The sequence below is a fragment of the Paenibacillus lautus NBRC 15380 genome (assembly GCF_004000945.1).
Taxonomy (GTDB): Bacteria; Bacillota; Bacilli; order Paenibacillales; family Paenibacillaceae; genus Paenibacillus_AQ; species Paenibacillus_AQ lautus.
Genome location: NZ_BIMF01000001.1, coordinates 329768 through 348384, shown reverse-complemented (window position 1 = coordinate 348384; position 18617 = coordinate 329768). Strand labels below are relative to the sequence as shown.

At 51.3% G+C, this 18617-nt stretch carries 15 protein-coding genes; 12 read left to right on the top strand and 3 right to left on the bottom strand.

The features are described from left to right. Positions 1-69: 69 nt before the first annotated feature. The 3 genes from PLA01S_RS01490 to PLA01S_RS32940 all read right to left on the bottom strand — a co-directional run bounded on the left by PLA01S_RS01490 (position 70) and on the right by PLA01S_RS32940 (position 2035). Complete coding sequence (locus PLA01S_RS01490; protein ID WP_127589731.1) at positions 70-1521, bottom strand: erythromycin esterase family protein; 1452 nt, start codon at positions 1519-1521, stop codon at positions 70-72. A 172-nt stretch (positions 1522-1693) separates the two neighbouring features. Further along, a complete protein-coding gene (locus PLA01S_RS01485; RefSeq protein ID WP_009594955.1) occupies positions 1694-1891 on the bottom strand; it encodes a helix-turn-helix transcriptional regulator in 198 nt (65 codons plus the stop codon). A gap of 24 nt (positions 1892-1915) precedes the next feature. Next, a complete protein-coding gene (locus PLA01S_RS32940) occupies positions 1916-2035 on the bottom strand; it encodes a DUF6773 family protein (protein ID WP_307719743.1) in 120 nt (39 codons plus the stop codon). 410 nt (positions 2036-2445) lie between these two features. Between PLA01S_RS32940 and PLA01S_RS01480 the strand changes: the two genes are divergently transcribed. The 12 genes from PLA01S_RS01480 (at position 2446) to PLA01S_RS01425 (ending at position 18591) form a co-directional block, all read left to right on the top strand. Continuing rightward, the gene (locus PLA01S_RS01480; protein WP_371860370.1) at positions 2446-3285 is read left to right on the top strand and encodes a putative RNA methyltransferase; all 840 of its coding nucleotides are present in this window, start codon (positions 2446-2448) and stop codon (positions 3283-3285) included. Positions 3286-3386: 101 nt separating this feature from the next. Continuing rightward, entirely contained in the window at positions 3387-3812 is a 426-nt protein-coding gene (locus tag PLA01S_RS01475) for a VOC family protein (protein ID WP_127589729.1), read from the top strand. A gap of 325 nt (positions 3813-4137) precedes the next feature. Next, a complete protein-coding gene (locus PLA01S_RS01470) occupies positions 4138-5052 on the top strand; it encodes a hypothetical protein (RefSeq protein WP_127589728.1) in 915 nt (304 codons plus the stop codon). A 221-nt stretch (positions 5053-5273) separates the two neighbouring features. Then, on the top strand, positions 5274-6317 hold the full coding sequence (locus PLA01S_RS01465; RefSeq protein ID WP_127589727.1) for a LacI family DNA-binding transcriptional regulator: 1044 nt from the start codon (positions 5274-5276) through the stop codon (positions 6315-6317). 431 nt (positions 6318-6748) lie between these two features. Continuing rightward, a complete protein-coding gene (locus PLA01S_RS01460; RefSeq protein ID WP_127589726.1) occupies positions 6749-8116 on the top strand; it encodes an ABC transporter substrate-binding protein in 1368 nt (455 codons plus the stop codon). A 59-nt stretch (positions 8117-8175) separates the two neighbouring features. Then, the gene (locus PLA01S_RS01455; protein ID WP_127589725.1) at positions 8176-11133 is read left to right on the top strand and encodes an extracellular solute-binding protein; all 2958 of its coding nucleotides are present in this window, start codon (positions 8176-8178) and stop codon (positions 11131-11133) included. 12 nt (positions 11134-11145) lie between these two features. Continuing rightward, positions 11146-12114 (top strand): carbohydrate ABC transporter permease, encoded by a 969-nt coding sequence (locus PLA01S_RS01450; RefSeq protein WP_127589724.1) that lies wholly within the window; start codon positions 11146-11148, stop codon positions 12112-12114. A 4-nt stretch (positions 12115-12118) separates the two neighbouring features. Further along, positions 12119-13030, top strand: a complete 912-nt coding sequence (locus tag PLA01S_RS01445) for a carbohydrate ABC transporter permease (RefSeq protein WP_127589723.1) — start codon at positions 12119-12121, stop codon at positions 13028-13030. Positions 13031-13040: 10 nt separating this feature from the next. Then, positions 13041-14504 (top strand): gluconolactonase, encoded by a 1464-nt coding sequence (locus PLA01S_RS01440; RefSeq protein ID WP_127589722.1) that lies wholly within the window; start codon positions 13041-13043, stop codon positions 14502-14504. Further along, positions 14485-15105, top strand: coding sequence for a Yip1 family protein (locus PLA01S_RS01435; RefSeq protein WP_127589721.1), 621 nt, complete (start codon positions 14485-14487; stop codon positions 15103-15105). Before PLA01S_RS01440 ends, PLA01S_RS01435 begins: the two co-directional genes overlap by 20 nt. Positions 15106-15118: 13 nt before the next feature. Continuing rightward, positions 15119-17695, top strand: a complete 2577-nt coding sequence (locus tag PLA01S_RS01430; protein WP_127589720.1) for a DUF5696 domain-containing protein — start codon at positions 15119-15121, stop codon at positions 17693-17695. Then, a complete protein-coding gene (locus PLA01S_RS01425; RefSeq protein WP_127589719.1) occupies positions 17692-18591 on the top strand; it encodes a carbohydrate ABC transporter permease in 900 nt (299 codons plus the stop codon). The genes PLA01S_RS01430 and PLA01S_RS01425 overlap by 4 nt, the downstream gene beginning before the upstream one ends. Positions 18592-18617: the final 26 nt, after the last annotated feature.

Here is an 18617-nt window from a genome sequence, read left to right as displayed (position 1 = left end):
AGACCATCAGGGGATACTTGGCATGTTAACCTATTAAATTCTTATATGACAAAGAAGAATGATAGCACCTTAGTCTTCAGCAGGCACAGAAGCCTTGGATGAAGTAGAGGATCTTATATATTGCGGCGGGTTTACGTCATCGATAAGCAGAATACCATCGTATTGGTCACGGGCGATTAAGCTTTCCGGAATCATGCCCCAGCTATAGGCAACACGCGGTTCGAACATCCATGAGTTGCCTGCCTCACGCTTTTGGTAACGCAGGTCAACGAAGGTATACGGTGAGCCTGCAGCCGACAGGATCGATTCCATGGATCCCGGCTCTGCCGGCAGAACGTCATGCACATTGCCCATATTATCTGCTGTTTGTCCGCTGGCCGGATACAAGCCGAGTACGTAACTGTATTTTTTCATTTCCTCCGAGAGCTGTTCCCCCATTAAAGTAACCGGGTATGGCGTACCCATCACTTCAGTTTGGGCTTTACGGATGTGGTCGTTATGTCCCCAAACGATGAATTTCTCCGTCGGATATACTTCGGTAGCCAACCACATGAGATTGTCATGCATCGCCTGATCCCGCCATTCCATCGATTCCAGGAACGGTGCATAATCGCCGCTTTCCATGCCAAGGGTTGATTGGATGGAGAGCTCTACATACTCCCGGGCTACGCGAATCCGGTCGTTCAGGCTCTGCTCGAGCAGCATGGACAGTTTGGGGTTATCCGGATACAGCTGCTTCAGATGAGCTTCGTTTGCCTCGGTTTTTAAGGATGTTAGAGCATCCTTGTATACTTGAATCAGCTGATTTTTCTCTTTGCGGTAAGCGGTAAGATCCGTACCAAGAGAGTAGTCGGACAATTTCTTCTCAGCTTCCCCTAGGCGCTTAGCCATGGCCTGATCCTGCAGCCATTGTCCATCCAACAGGAGATACTGCAGCTGCATATCAAAACCGGTCAGCACTAGCGGCTGCTTGCTCTGTTGTGCTGTTTTAATGTATTCGAACAACGGCAAAATCTCGTTGGACCACCAGACACCGAAGATGGAATCCTTCATCGTTTGTTCGGCGCTTTGCTGTCCGGCCCGGCCGTAAGCCAAGGAGCTGTTTCCTAGGCCGCTCTCGAAGGCCAGGACGTTATACCCCATTTCTTGATGCAGGAACTGGATCAAACGGGTCTTGGCCAGATTGAACTCGGCAACGCCGTGGGAGCTTTCCCCCAGGAACACAATGCGTTTGTCATGCAGCAAGGGCTTTAGCATGGCCAAATCCTTATACTGGTTAGAGCCGTTGGCCGTGTTCGATGGCTGAATCGTATCCAGTCGGTATACATGTTCTTTGGCCCAATTCTCCCACTCGGCAATCTTTTCATCCGACGTTCGTGCAGTCTTAACCTCCGTAACCTGGCCTTGGATGGGATCGGCGGCAGAAGCATCTGCTTTTCCTTCAGGGATGAAGGTGGTCCCCAAAATGGAAGCGGTGAGCAGAAACACGGTGAATGCTTTTCTAGCTTTATGTAGCGGCATGCGGGGTCACTCCTTATAAGATGATCGGTTATATGTTGTGTAGTTGGTTGAGCGGTTTGAAGAGAATATCGACAGTATTATTTCTTGCCTTGAAACGTTGGCATCACCTCCTTAACATCGCCGCAATTACTGTCCGGCGGCGTTAGAGAATTATAATGCTGTATGACCTACCTTAGTCCTCTTCCCAGAACAGATCGTTCAGCGTACGCGATAATGCCTTGCATATGGCAACGCACAGGCTGAGGGACGGATTGTATTTCCCCAGCTCGATCAGGCCGATGGTCTGCCTGGAGACACCGACAATCTGGGCCAGTTCTTCCTGTGATAAATCCTTCTCGACGCGGGCCATCTTCAATTTGATGTTTTTCATGCGGCAGTCACCTGATATCCCTTTCTACGAGTCGAACGGATCGTTCTGCGACATTTTCCGGCTTACCTTGTTGGCGCCGTAGTGGATCACCGAATTCACGCCCACAAAGAGCGGAATATAGATGATCAGTGAGACGAAGAACACGTTTTGATTTTAATATTTTTCTTTTTTGAGCGAGGAAGTGGATGTAGCCTCAAGAATTTCATCATAGTCCATAAGGGGAGTTTATTCTTGATATATTTTGCTAAAACAGAACTTTAGGCCGGCGGGTTTACAACGCTTCACAGCGTGTTTAAAATTGGAATAGGGCAGATCTCTTGCCCGAATTGATAACAGGAGCGTGTCCGTTGCCATGATTATGATCCATTTCATTCGCTTACGTTAATGTGAGGTACAGATCCAGGTAGGCTCGGCCCTTTTTTTTGACATTGCGGCTTGAGTTTATTTTTCTGTGCCTTTTTCATTACGTATGATCGAATGAAAGGGTGATTTTTGCTGTGTCCAGAAATGAAAGGTTATTACAAAAAGCACAATGGCTATCGAAACATGCGAAGATGTTTAGATGCCCGATCTGCGGCAGTTCCATGAGAGTTCAGCAGCTGGCAAGCTTGGTGTGCGAGAAGCTGCATAGCTATGATATATCGAGACAGGGGTACGTCAACCTGCTGTCCAACAGATCCAAAACCAAATATGATAAGGCCTTGTTTGAGGCACGAAAAATGATTAACAGCAGCGGGTTCTTTGGACCGATGATTGAAGGGATTTCGAATCGTCTGATCGGGATGCAGTCTCGGAAGCCGCCGGAATCCGGCAAGCCTCTGAGACTGCTCGATGCAGGCTGCGGAGAGGGCTCCCATCTATCCGCCATTGGACGTAAGCTTCGGGAGCACCCCACGGTGCCGGACATTCTCGGTGTGGGCATGGATATTGCCAAAGAGGGAGTCGTAATGGCCGCCAAGACATCCCCGGACCCTATGTGGTGCGTGGCTGACCTGTCTCAGAGCCCGTTTGCTGACCAACAGTTTGATTACATCTTGAATATTTTGTCCCCTTCCAATTATTCGGAGTTCAGGCGATTGCTTACGAGTGACGGAATGTTGGTGAAGGTAATTCCGGGGAGCCTGTATTTGCAGGAGCTTCGAGCTTTATTTTATACAGGTACAGGTAAAGAGACGTATTCCAATGACGGCACGATGGAGCTGTTCAGCCGACATTTTGAACGGATCGAGTTCGAAGAGATTCGGTATCGCATCATGCTGGATTCCGAGCAGATGAAGCAGCTGATTCATATGACGCCGTTATCCTGGAGCGTTTCACCTGAGGTTATTGAACGGATGACAGATGGAGAGATGGAGGTAACCGCCGACTTTACACTTCTCTATGGATGGAAATAAGGGTAAGTATTTTTCCTGTCGGGATCTCCGTCATATTTTGCTAAAGTGTCCACCATAGGAGATAATATGAGTTATCAAAATAAAAGGTGGTTAACTATCGCATGACACTTCGAATGAATCCGTATCTCATTATGGATGGAAATACTAAGGAAGCTATTCAATTCTATGAGAAGGCCTTGGACGCCAAAGTCGTCATGGTTCAGACTTTTGGCGAGATGCCGGCCAACCCGGACTTTCCGCTGCCGGAAAGCGCGCGGGATCGGGTATCCCACGCAAACCTTATCGTCGGCGAGACGGTCTTGATGTTATCCGATACGTTTCCCGGTCAACCGGTCCAATCCAGCAATCAGGTCCAAATCTGCATCATGACCGATGCAGCCGAACACGCGAAGCAGATATATGAAGCGCTGCGTGAGGGCGGCAAGGTCGTTATGCCGCTGCAGGAAACATTCTGGAGCCCGGCCTACGGGATCGTTGCGGACAAATACGGCGTTAACTGGAATATCTCAACCGAAGTTGAAGCGTAGAAGCAGATTCTACTCCTGTTGGTATAATAAAAAGGGCCCTGACGATTTGCCGTCAGGGCCCTTTTCGGTTATATCATAGCGATACTTAGTGACTACAGGACTAAGGAAGTGCATATATCCTTCACTTTGAAATATGGAATTGCGAAAAAAAGGCATGTTTTTCGCGAAAGAGCTAGGGAATGGAGTACGAGGTACCATGAAATAATCGAGCTCGGGACAAGCAGGCTAGTCTAAAAGTTAGGGGTTCGGAATTCCTATTGGAAGATACCAAGCCATTAGGTAAAATATCCCTTGTTTACGATCTATAGAAGAGGGGCGAAATTTGATGAGATTGGTGCGAAAATCATTATTGACCTTATGCAGCCTTTTGCTTGCAGTCTCGGTCCTGATCCCACAAACAACGGTCCACGCAGCGGATCAGAAATGGATGAATCAAGTATGGAGCGAGTATAAATCCTATAATAAGAAGACGGTAAACGCCTATAACAATTACCAGAAGCAAGTAGACAAGAAATACCAGGGGTTTTATGATGCGAGCCATGCGTCCCTGGATCAGCTGGAGAAAAAAGTGCTGGAGGATCAAAAGCAGTGGGATGAGAAGCTTCAAGCTGATTTGGAGCAGCTGAAGCTGAAGTATGAAGGAAACCGTGACTTAAAGGATAAGCTGAGACAATATGAACGGTTCATCAATCCAAGTTATTTGAACAGTCCGATGTGGAAGTACGCGAACGCTGCAAACCGGAATTATTTGAATAGCACGCTCTGGAAGCTAAGCAAAGAAATGAACGAGGATTATTTGAACAGCTTGATGTGGACCTATAAGAAGACGGTCGATCCTGATTATTTGAACAGCTCCGCGTGGAAATTCAGCAAAACGGTCAGTGAAAGTTATTTGAACAGCCCGATGTGGAAGCTGCGGAACGGGTCCAGTACGTCGTACCTGAACAGTCCGATGTGGAAGTACAAACACGGGAAAATCAGCAAAGCAACAGCTAAGAGCCAATACAGCAAGCTGTTTAAGGAACAGACAACCGCGATCTCCAAGGGCAATGCCGCAAGAAAATCCGAAATAACGAAAATGGCAAGCGGTACGCAGAAGAAGATAGGCGAGCTATACAAGGAAACCGTAATCACACTTGAGACACGCCGCGAGGAGGCATTGATGAGCATCTCCGACCTCCGGATCGAAATCACCGGAGAAGGCTTGCAATGGGAACCGCTGCTCGTGAAGAAACCATAATATCGTAAATCTTATCGCTAACTGGAGAAGAGCTGCCCTCATGGTCTGAACATGACCATAGGGGCAGCTTTTGTTTTTGTAAAAATGAAAACAAGAAAATGCGGGATATTCTTTGACTTTGACGATTATTTCAAATAATATTATGTCAGTAACCTAACAAAAACTAACAATAATAACACGGAAATTGAACGACAAATTCGCACTTAAGTAGGTTGATAACGATGAAAACGAAAGTGACGATTCAGGAAATTGCCGATTTTACCGGCGTGTCTAAATTCGCGGTATCCCGTGCTTTGTCGGGAAAGTCGGGCGTCAGTCCGCAGACCAGGGACATGATTCTGAAGGCAGCCGGACAGCTGGGATATTTTAAGGATCAGCCGAACCAAGCAGCGGGAAAAAACCAGCAGCTTCAAGATCCGGAGAACAGAAAATGGGCGGGGGCGGTGCTTGTGCTGTTCCCGAATGTCCGTTATCAAAATCGGGAATCCCTTTATTGGGGACCGGTGTTTGACGGCATATCCGCTCGCCTGAATCAGAAGGGACTGGACATTCTGACGCTGACGGAGCCTTCGAATGACCATATGTTCACTCTGCTAAATCCCCAGGGGATTCTCGGAATTGTGACGGTGGGATCTGTATCCACCCAAAATTTAATGGACATCAAGAAGCTGAACATTCCCGTGGTCATGGTGGACCACATGGACCCGGCGTTCCAATCGGACACGGTGTTCACTGACAATATGCACAGCATGAAACAAATCATGACCAAGCTGATCAGCAGAGGTTATAAAAAATATCAGTTCATCGGCAATATCGAAGATGCCCAGAGCTTTTATGAGCGTTGGATCGGCTTTTCGTCCGCGCTGGCCGATTACAAAATCGAACATCGGCAGCTGTCTTCCCTGATCAGCCCGGAGATTGAGAATATACATGAAGCGTTAGGAAAGGCTCTTGCCGGAAACGAGCTTCCGGAAGTGTTTGTTTGCGCTAACGATATCACCGCCATGTTCGCCATGGAGGCGCTCAGGAATCAGGGCATCGACGTACCAGGTCGTGTACAGGTGACCGGATTTGATAATACGTACGATAACCTGCCGATTATGGCAACCGTCAACATCGATAAGGAACTGCTCGGGATGCGTGCCGTTGATCAATTGCTCTGGCGAATACTGAACCCGGATTCGAATTACGAGCGGCTTCTAATTCAAGCAGATGTCATTGTTAGGGATTTGAATAACGCAACACGCGATACGGATGAACAATAAGCTGTAATGTCATATTTTCATGTTAGCTCCGATGTCTTCATGACATCGGGTTTTTTTTACATTCATAACAAAAAAATAACAAATGCAGTGGCCTTATAAGGGACGGTTTATCCGTATAAATTGAAATAAACCGTTGATATATAAGGAATTATATCGAATGCAGCCGAGTTGTGTAGATTCATGTTATAATCGTTATCACTAAATATTTAGGTATTTTATAATAATTTAATTAGGTTTATTGTTATTATTAACATAATTTATATTGACTAACTCACAAATAGGGTGATATATTTTTTGGCAAACAGGGATAACGGATTGGGGGGAGCCGAGGGGAGCAGCAGGGAATACCGGGAATAAATCTATTCAACATCATCTTGGGGGTACATGCAGCAGTTAAACAGGGTGTTAAACAAATAGGGGAGGTTTTTGGCGTGAGAAAAATGAAAGGGCTTTCTTTATTACTTGTTTGTTTATTATTTTTGATTACGGCCTGCAGTGGCGGAGGGGCTAAACAAGCAGAGACACCGCCAGCGACTCCGGCTCCTAGCTCGGAAACCGCAGCAGAGACTCCAAAAGAAGAACCCGTTGAACCTGAGGCAGAACCTGTTGATTTAGGCGGCCGTGTGATTAAGGTCGCTGCCTGGTGGGACCTGAAGCCGGCAGGCACAACAGCCGGAGAGAAAGCCCGCCTGGAGAAGATTGCTGAAATCGAGAAGAAGTACAATTGCAAGATCGAGTTCGTCAACGTTCCTTTTGAGGAGTACATGAATAAATTCACGACAAGCGTACTGGCAGGCGAGCCGTTTGCCGATATCGTGCAGCTGGAGTACAGATCGGCATTGCCGGCCATTATGAAGGGTCAGATCCTGCCGATCAGCGAGTTTACGACGGATCAGAATAATATCAATAACGAAGCCGATCTGCAGACGAAATATCCTTCCATTGGCGGAGGGGAATACGGATTCGATAATCCGACCTCGATCGGACTTGGACTTCATTACAATCGCGATTTGTTTAAGAAGAACGGTCTCCCGGATCTTCAGGAGCTGTATGCCAAGGGAGAATGGAACTGGGATAAACTCATGGAGATTGCCAAGCAGGCAACCAAGGATACGAATAACGACGGGAAAACGGACGTATGGGGCTTCTCCGGCTGGGCGATTGATGCAGTAAAGCATTTCACCGCTGCTAACGGGGGCAAAATCGTCGATGATTCCAATGGCAAAGAAGGCTTGTCCGATCCGAAAACATTGGAAGCAGCCGAATTTGTGAACCGCCTCTACAACGTGGAGAAGGTTGTTAAAGTCAAGAGCGGCAACAAAACAAACTGGGAAGAAACAAACACTTTTAAAGACGGGGATGTAGCCATGTTTACGGCAGCGGAATGGATGCTCGGCGACATTACGTTCGAGGTCGGCGTGGTTCCGATTCCTAGCGGTCCGCAAGGCTCGGCGGAAACAACGTATGCCAATACCGCCGCATCCGCCAAGTTCATTCCAAAAGGCGTGAAAGATCCGGCCATCGTCTATCAAATTTATGAAGAGACGTTCGATATACCGCCAACAGAGGAATATCCGGGTCAGGATTACCTGGAGAGCATCTATACCCATCAGGAAGACATCGACATGATTCGCGAGCATATTGCCGGAACCGGCGTCATCACGGTCGATGAAGCTTACACGGATTACCCTACGGGCGCTTTCATTGAGGATATTATCGTGAACAATCAATCGGTAACCGCTACGGCCGAGAAATATAAACAACAGGCACAGGCTGCTGTCGATAAAATGGGCAAATAAGATGGACGGGGGCGTTTTGCGCAAGCCGCGCCCCCTTCTCCTGAACAGGGGGATGAACATTGACACTTCAAACGCAGCTAAAAAAATGGATGAACCGATTATGGATTCTTTTGGCGGTCATGGCCGCCCTGATTGTGTTCTTTAATAGAGGGGGAAGTGAACTCGGATCCGTCGGAAAAGTGGAAGACAGCCGGACCGAGCTTTCATTGGAACGTCCCGCATCGCTGGTCAATCTCAGCAAGCAGCCGGGAAAGAGCATCTCCTATGCCCAGTATTTGTCGGACCATGACGGAAAGAGTCGGCCGGATCGTGAAATCACGATTCCTGCGGCGGATTACAGCCGTGCCGAGGGCGGGGAATTCCGCAAGCTGGAAGCCTATAAGGGTCATTCGGGTACCTCGCTTTTTACGGGCGAGAAGGGTGAGGTGGAATGGAAGGTTCATGTAGGGGAAGAGGGGTTGTACAATCTGTCCCTGCTCTATTATCCAGTGGAAGGAAAGAACTCCTCCATTGAGCGCTCCATCCGCATCAACGGGAAGCTTCCCTTTCAGGAGGCTGCCTATTTGCAATTCGACCGGATATGGGATAACGCCAAGGACAGCATCGATCAGGATAACCAGGGCAATGACCTGAGACCGAAACAAATCGAACGTCCGGCCTGGGTTGAGGCAGTGCTTAAGGATGCTGACGGATACATCACGGAGCCGTTTCTTTTTTACTTTGAAAAAGGGGAACACACCGTGTCCCTTACAGCAGCAAGGGAGCCGATGGTGATCGGGGGGCTGAAGCTTTTCAAGCAGGAGCGCCCGCTGACGTACGCCGAGCTGCAACAACAGTATGAGACTGAAGGGGTTCGGAAAACCGAAGGAACCGTGCTTACAATTCAGGGTGAGGACGCAGTCGCCAAATCCTCGCCGACCTTGTATCCGTTAAGCGAGCGTTCGAGTCCGAGCGTCAGTCCCTACAGCGCGTCGAAGGTACGGATCAATACCATCGGCGGCTTCAACTGGCGGCTGCCTGGACAGTGGATCGAATGGGAGCTGGAAGTACCCGAGAGCGGGCTCTACAAGATTGCATTCAAATCCCAGCAAAATTTTGTGAGGGGCATATACTCGACGAGAAAGCTGACGATCGACGGGAAGGTTCCGTTTGAAGAAATGAACCACGTCGCCTTCCGCTTTAAGAACGGATATCGCATGGACGTGCTTGGGGGCGATGAACCCTATTTGTTCCGGTTGGAGCAAGGTAAGCATGTGTTACGCCTCGAGGCGAGTCTGGGTGAATTCGCTCCGCTCATTCATGAGGTGGAGGACAGTCTGCTAAATCTGAATGCCATGTACCGCAAAATATTGATGATCACCGGCACCAATCCGGATGAATTCCGCGATTACCGCGTGGAGCAGCGGATACCGGAGCTGCTGGAAATCTTCCGGTACGAGAGTGACAGATTAAAAGCCATCGCGGCCAGATTGGTTGAGCTGTCGGGTCAATCCGGCGACCAGGAGGCCCTGCTGAAGACCATGGCGCTTCAACTGGATGAGATGATCGAGAAGCCGGATACGATTCCGCGCAGGATGGAGGCTTACAAGACGAACACCGGCGGACTCGGAACGTGGCTGCAGCAGGCAAGGGAGCAGCCGCTCGAGATCGATGCCCTCTACGTTGCATCAGCCGATGCCAAGCTGCCGAAGAGCGGAATGGGGGCAACCGATAAGGTGAAGCATGAGGTGTCGACGTTCTTCAGCTCCTTCTTCATCGATTACAACAATATCGGTAATGTCTCGGATGAGAAGAATCAGCGTTCGATCACGGTATGGATCGGCAGCGGGCGGGATCAGGCCAATACCATCAAGGCAATGATTGACGAGACCTTTACGCCGGAGACCGGCATCAACGTCAATCTGAAGCTGGTAAACATGGGGACGCTGCTCTCCGCAACGTTGTCAGGTCAGGGACCTGAGGTAGCGATGCAGATCGGTAATGACCTCCCGGTGAACTTCGCCATGCGGAATGCGGCAGCGGACCTGACGCAATTCCATGATTTCGAATCGGTAGCAGACCGGTTCAGGGACAGCGCCTTGGTGCCTTACCGATACCGGCACGGCGTGTACGCGCTGCCCGAGACCCAAACCTTCAACATGATGTTTTACCGGAAGGACGTGCTGGAGGAGCTTGGTCTTGAAGTTCCGAAGACTTGGGACGATGTGGCCAGCCTGCTTAGCGTATTAAACAAAAATCATATGCAATTTGGTCTTCCCGTTGTGGCGCAGGCACCGGATCAGTGGACCACGCTGCCGCCGAATTCATTATATGCCGCGCTCCTGATGCAATCCGGCGGGCAATTTTACCGCAACAACGATCAGGAGTCGGATCTGGATTCCAAGATTGGGCTGGAGGCCTTCAAACAATGGACGGAATATTATACGGATTACAAGCTGGAGCGGGAATACGATTTTGCGAACCGATTCCGTACAGGACAAATGCCAATCGGCATTTCCGACTATACCACCTATAACCAGCTGTCCGTGTTCGCGCCGGAGATCCGGGGCGTATGGGGCTTCGCGCCCGTACCGGGAACCGTTCAGGCGGACGGCACCATTGACCGCACCGTTCCAAGCGGCGGCAGCGCCGTGCTGATGCTGGACGATGCGAAGGACAAGGATGCGGCCTGGGAGTTCCTGAAGTGGTGGACCAGCGATGCAACGCAGACGAACTTTGGCCGCGAGATGGAAGGACTTATGGGCGCGGCGGCCCGCTATCCGACCGCCAATATCAAGGCGCTGGACAGTCTGCCATGGCCGGTAGCCGATTATGAGAATTTGAAATCCCAATTTGAATGGGTGCAGGGAATTCCGGAGGTGCCGGGCGGCTATTCCACGGGCAGGCATTTGTTTAATGCCTTCTACCGTGCGGTCATCAGCGGCATCGAGCCGCGGGAGGCCTTGATGGATTCGGTGCAGTATATTCACGACGAAATCCGGACCAAGCAAGCAGAATTCGGCGAGCTGCAGGAATAGGGGGAGTCCAAATTGCATAATGCCAGCCTTCAGGATCCTGAGGTTACGATGTCTGCCGCTATCCGCCCCGTCAAGCCGCAATCCTGGTGGAAGCGGAAGCTGGCGGAGATGAAGGCCAGCAAGCATTCCTATATATTGCTTGCGCCTTATATGATCCTGTTTACGCTGTTTACCATTTTTCCGGTCGTCATTTCGATGATTCTCAGCTTTACGTATTTCAATATGCTGGAGTTTCCGCGGTTTGTCGGCTGGGATAATTATACGCGCCTGTTCCTGGAGGACGATATCTTTCTGGTCGCGCTGAAGAACACGCTGCTCTTTGCCGCCATAACAGGCCCCATCAGTTATTTGGCCTGCTTCCTGTTTGCCTGGGTCATCAATGAGCTGGGTCCGCGGCTGCGGGCGTTCATGACCCTGATCTTCTATGCGCCTTCGATCTCGGGGAACATTTACTTCATCTGGCTGATGATCTTCTCGGGCGACCGCTACGGCATAGCGAACGGCATGCTGATTAAGCTGGGCCTCATCCTGGAGCCGATCCAATGGCTGAAAACCGAAGCGTTGATCATGCCGATTATCATTTTGGTCCAGCTCTGGCTCAGCCTCGGAACCGGCTTCCTGGCTTTCATTGCCGGACTTCAAACTGTAGATAAAACGCTCTACGAAGCGGGTGCCGTGGACGGGGTCCGCAACCGCTGGCAGGAGCTGTGGTTCATAACGCTGCCTTCGATGCGGCCGCAGCTTATGTTCGGCGCGGTCATTCAGCTTACGACATCGTTTGCCGTGGCCGACGTATCGATTGCGCTGGCCGGTTTCCCGAGCGTGAACTACGCGGCGGAAACGATCGTAACGCATCTCATTGATTTCGGCACGACGCGCTTCGAGATGGGCTTTGCGTCGGCGATTGCGACCGTGCTGTTCATCTTAATGGTGGGGACCAACCTGATCGTCCAAAAATTGCTGCGCAAGGTAGGTGAGTAGACGCATGAGGGTTACATACGAACTTCCGAAAAAACGGGGCAGCCGCCTGCTGAACGTAAGTCTTAAAGCTCGCAGCAAACGGGTAAACCGATCCTTCATGGGCACCTTCTCCCTGTTTGCGCTGCTGGCAGTGTTTGGCGCTTTCATGGCGCTGCCTTTGGTGTACGCCATCAACAATGCGTTCAAGCCGCTGGACGAGATTTTCTTGTTCCCGCCCACATTATTTGTCCGCAATCCGACATGGAACAATTTTTCCGATTTGATCAACCTGCTCGGCCAGTCCTGGGTGCCGTTCTCGCGGTATATCTTCAATACGGTTTTCATAACCGGGATCGGCATTGTCGGGCATGTGATCTTTGCATCCGCCGCGGCTTATCCGCTGGCCAAACACAAGTTTCCGGGCAAGGTGTTCCTGTTCCAGGTCGTGGTGCTGTCCCTGATGTTCACGCCGGTCGTTACGGCGACGCCGAACTATATGATCCTGTCGTGGCTGGGGCTCATCGACACCTACTGGGCCGTCATTATACCGGCTTTCGGCTATTCACTCGGCTTGTACCTGATGAAGCAGTTCATGGAGCAGATACCGGATGCCCTGCTTGAAGCGGCCAAGATCGACGGAGCCAGCGAATATCGGATCTTCTGGTCCATCGTGATGCCGAACGTGAAGCCGGCTTGGCTCACGCTGATCATTTTGCTGTTCCAGATCCTGTGGGGAACCGATGGCAACGGCTTTATTTACAGCGAGCAGCTCAAGACCCTGCATTATGCTTCCAATCAGATCATTCTGGGCGGTATTTCCCGGGCCGGCGCAGGCGCAGCCGTGGCAGTCATCCTGATGAGTGTGCCGATTGTGCTCTTTCTGTTCTCGCAGAGCCGGATTATCGAGACGATGGCCACATCCGGAATGAAGGATTAGGGGGGATCACATGTCAGCGAAAAAATGGTTGCTATCGCTCGCGGCGGCCTCCCTGCTGCTAACCGGCCTGATGCCTGGGAGCGTCTCCGCCAGTGCTCCGTATGAGAGCTATATCTACAATTATTGGGAGGAAACGGTCGCTGTGCCTGCAGCCTATCTGCCGGTTCGCTCCGTGACAGGGAAGGATCTGGGTATCGGGGAGTTTCTGGAGCCCAGCGATATGCATGTGTCAGAGGCCGGAAACATCTACGTGCTGGACAGCGGCAACAAACGAATTGTTTGCCTCGATGAAACGTGGAAGGTCGTTCGTGTCATCGATACTTTTATGAATGAAGGGAAAGAGGACGGTTTTGCGAACCCTACCGGCATCTTCATTGACGGAGATGAGCAAATCTATGTTGCGGATACGGACCACCAGCGGGTTGTCGTATTAACGGCTGAAGGCACGCTTGTCCGGATCATCGAGCAGCCGGAGTCGGATGTGCTGCCTCAAGGCTTTCAATTCATTCCGCTGAAAGTAACGGTGGATGAAGCCAAGCGGGTATTCGTAGTCGCACGCGGCGTTTACGAAGGTATTATGCAGTTCGAAGAGGACGGTACCTTTCTAGGCTACGTCGGAACGATTAAGGTGAAACGCGATTATGGCGATTATTTCTGGCGATTGGTATCAACGAGCGCGCAAAAGGCCCAGATGAGACTGTTCATCCCGACGGAATTCTCCAATTTGGATATCGACGCCAAAGGGTTCGTTTATGCCACGAATATTGATGTCGGCTCCAAGGAGCCGATTAAACGCCTCAATCCGTCGGGAGAGGATGTGTTGAAACGCTTTGGCTACTTTCCGGTTGCCGGGGATATTTATTATCGGAGAACGGTAGGGCCCTCCAAGTTCGTTGATATTAAAGTGCTTGGCGACGGGATATACAGTGCACTGGACTCTACCCAGGGGCGCGTATTCACCTACGATGAGACCGGGAACCTATTGTATGTCTACGGCGGTATCGGGAATCAGCTGGGTGTGTTTAAAACGCCCGCGGCGATTGAACAGCTTGGAGACCGTCAGCTTGTGCTGGACCGGGGAAAAGCGAGCATTGTCATGTTCGAGCCGACCGAGTTCGGGAAGCAGGTTAACCTTGCTGTCCGCCATCATCACCGGGGAGAAGATGCGGAGGCGGAAAGGTACTGGGAACGCGTGCTTCAGCTCAATGCCAACTATGACATCGCTTATATCGGTATCGGGAAAGCGAAACTCATGAAGGGGGAGAACAAGGACGCCCTTCGATATTTTGAGCTGGGCATGGACCGCAAGAATTATTCCGTTGCTTATAAACGATATCGCAGAGAGGTGTTGAAGGAGCATTTCGGCACCTTTTTATCGGCAGGGACCGGGGGCGTGCTGCTCTATGCGGTCTATAGAACGGTAAGATACCGAAAGCAGAGGAGGGAAGGGAAGCATGAAGCAGGATTATCTTAAATTCCCCCTTCATTTGATCGTTCACCCGTTCGATGGATATTGGGACCTGAAGTACGAGAACAGAGGACGTCTTGGGGTTGCTTATCTCGTATTGATACTAGTGGTCATTGCCATGATTCTGCAGCGGCAGTATGCGGGATTCCTGGTCAATTACAATGATCCGAGGATGCTGAGCAGCATCGACGAACTGATCTATATCGTGCTCCCGTTCTTTCTGTGGTGCATCTCCAACTGGTCAGTCACCACGCTCATGGGCGGGGAAGGAAAGTTTAAAGAGATTGTGATGGCCAGCGCGTATGCCCTCATTCCGATGGTTCTGATTTATCCGCCCATGACGCTGGCGAGCCAGTTCATGGTCCAGGAAGAGACCGTGTTCTACTATCTGCTCACATTGGTAGCGGCGATCTGGTTTATCGGGCTGCTCTTTGTCGGTACGATGACGGTTCATCAATACTCCGCAGGCAAAACGATCGTCACGATGTTTCTGAGCTTGATCGTCATGGGCATTATCGTATTTCTGGGCACGCTCGTCCTGAGCATGCTGCAGCAGATTTACACGTTCGTTGCCAACGTTTACCGAGAGATCCTATTCAGGCAATAAGGAGGCCGCAACCGTGAAAAAAAGAAAATGGCTGTACACGGTGCTTGCATGTACCGTAATAACGTGTATTGCTGCGGGCTTTCTGATCTACGTGAACCGGGGAGCACCGGCGGTGGACGTGGCGGCTTACCGTACCGCGGCAGCCGAGTCGACGCCGGGCGGTGAGCTGACCGTCCTGAACGATTCGACGGACGGCGTACCCGGTATGGATCTGGTGGCGGAGACGGCGGCGCTTGCCCTGTATTATCATCCGGAAACGACCGAGGTGGCGGTACGGGATAAGCGGAGCGATACGGTATGGTACAGTAATCCGCCAGACCGGATGGAGGACGGAATTGCCTCGCCGTTTGAGAAGGAAGTGCTATCTTCGCAATTGACGCTGACGTTCCGGGATGGGATCGGCACGCTTGAGACCTATCCGAATTATACGTGGAGTGTGATGAACGGGAACTATACGGCAGAAAGCTTGGACAACGGAATTCGAGTCACGTATACGCTGGGAGATGTGTCGCTCGGGATCGATGCCTTACCGAAATACATCTCGCAGGACCGGTTGCAGGAGAAGGTGGTCAGCAAGCTGGATGAGTCGCTGGCGAGATACGTTCAGGCCCGGTATTACCCCTTGAAGGATAACCCTGCGATGCTGGAGCGATTGGATGACCAGATCAAGAAAGAGCTGGTGCTGAAAAAAATGCTGGGGGCGTTTGAACAAGCGGGCTACACCGCGGAGGATCTTGCCTACGATAACGAAGCGGGTGGAGGAGCGGCCGCAAGCGCCTCTTCGAAACCGCAGTTCAAGGTTCCGCTCGAATACCGGCTGGAGGAGGATTCGCTGATCGTTTCCATACCGCTTGATCAGGTAACGGAAAGTGAGAGCCACCGTCTGCGCAGCGTGGAGCTGCTTCGCTATTTCGGCGCGGCGGGCTCGAAGGAACAGGGATATATGCTGGTGCCGGACGGCAGCGGCAGCCTGATTAAGCTGAATAACGGCAAAGTGAAGGAAGAGCAGTACGTGCAGCGAATATACGGCACCGATCCGAATAACAACAGCGGCAGCCGCGGGCAAGTGGCGGAGCAGGCACGGATGCCTGTGTTCGGAATGAAGAGCGGCGACCGCGGCTGGTTTGCCGTGATTGACGAAGGCGATGCTATCGCGAGCGTGTCCGCAGACATCGGCGGGAAGCAGAACTCGTACAATCATATATTCAGCAGCTTTGCCGTGCGCGGCGAGGATATGCTGGAGCTATACACCGGCAGCACGGTACAGGAGATCCAGCTTCTGAATGACAAGCTCTACAACGGAAAGCTGTCCGTAAGATACCGTTTCCTGTCCGGCGATGAGGCCAGCTACTCGGGCATGGCCCGCTTATATCAGGAAACGCTTGTGGAGGAAAACAAGCTGGCTCCCCTGGAAGAAGCGGAGGGCATCCCGTTCTATCTCGATATGCTGGGAAGCGTGGATAAACGGAAATCTTTTCTGGGCGTGCCGTATGATGCCGTCGTCTCGATGACCACCTTCGAGCAGGCAGGCGAGATTGCCGCTCTTCTGAAAGGCGAGGGCATCGCCAATCTCCGGATGCGTTACCTCGGATGGTTTGGCAAAGGCGTCCATCACAAAACTCCGGTGAAGGTAAAGACAGACAGCGTTGTCGGAAACGCCGCCGAGCTGAAGGCGCTGTCCAAGCAATTGCAGGACGCCGGCGGCGGGTTGTACCCGGATGTCGCCTTCCAGCATGTCTACCATGACGATGGGGCTTTTACGCCGTCATCCGATGCATCCCGTTACGTGACCAGGGAAACGGCAGCGCTGCATCCGTATGATCGGAACACGAACCGGATGGACTCTTATTACGGTACGTACAACCTGATGTCGCCGGCGAAGCTTCCCCATTACGTGGACCAATTCGCGGGGCAATATGAACGCTTTGGGGTCGGGGCTGTTTCATTGCGGGACTTGGGCGACGTTCTGAGCTCAGATTACCGAGTGCAGCGGGTGATTTTCCGCGAGACCGCAAAGCAAATCGTGACTGATCAGCTGCAAAAGCTCCATGAGGCCTACCCGGATACGATGGTTTCCGGTGCTAATGCATACAGCTGGCCTTATGCCAGCCACGTGATTGATGCACCGACGTGGAGCAGCGGATTTGGGCTGACAGATGAGGCAGTGCCGTTTTATCAAATGGTCATCCACGGCTATCTGGATTATGCGGGAGCATCGGTCAATAACCTGAATGAGCAAAACCTGCGCAAGCAGCTCCTGCAGTCGCTGGAATTCGGGTCGGCTCCACACTTTCTGTGGTCTTATGAGCAAAGCTCGAAGCTGAAGTACACGCGTTTCGATGACATGTACTCCACCCATTACAAGGATTGGTTTGATGAGGCAGTTTCCTTGTACCAAGAGCTGAATGAGGTACTGGCGCCGCTCCGGACGGAGCGGATGGTAGAGCATATGCGGCATGCTGACGGCGTCGTTGAAGTGAAATATGAGAGCGGTACGTCGATTCTGATCAATTATACCGATCAAGCCGTCGATGTGAACGGGACTCTAGTGGAACCGCAAAATTATGCCGTAGGGGGTGACCGGGCATGAAAATGAGATTGTCCCTGACTCAGAAAAGATCCATGCTCGGCCTCCTCTTCATCGCGCCATGGCTGATCGGTTTCATATTTCTGTTTGCCGGACCCCTGTTACAGTCGATTCTGTTCAGCTTCAGTAAATTGAACATTTCCCCCACAGGCTATGAACTGGAGCCGGTTGGATGGAGCAATTTCAGTACCGCGCTGTTCGTGGACGCGAATTTCAACCGGATCTTGACGGAATCGATACTGGGCATGGTGGTGGACGTTCCGCTGATCTTGTTTTTCAGTTTGTTCTCAGCCGTTCTGCTGAATCAGAAATTCCGGGGGAGAGCCCTTGCCAGGGCGATTTTCTTCCTGCCGGTCATCCTGGCGTCAGGCGCGATTTCGGCAGCGGAAACCTCGGGTCTGATCAATCTGGTCGGAAACGCCACGGTGGCGGAGGAGCTCGGGCAAGCTTCCGGGCAATTCAATGTGCTGTCGATGGTACGTATTTTATCCGAGGCCGGATTTCCCATTACCGTCACCGAGTATATTATCGGGGCTGTCATGAGGATCTACGATATTATCAGCAGCTCGGGCGTGCAGATTCTGATCTTTCTTGCAGCCTTGCAGGCCGTGCCGGGCTCAATGTATGAGGTAGCGAAGATTGAAGGGGCTACCGCTTATGAATCGTTCTGGAAAATCACGTTTCCGATGGTGAGCCCGCTCATCCTGACCAACATGATTTATACCATCATTGATTCGTTTGCGGACAGCACGGTGACCCGGACGATTTACGAGACGGCTTTCAAGACGCAGAATTTCGGTCTCAGTGCCGCGATGGCGTGGCTGTATACCATCGTCATCAGCTTGCTGCTGATCATCATGGGGATCATCGTCTCGAGGAAAACCTTTTATCAAAACTAATGGCAAAGAGATTCCTGACTGACGGG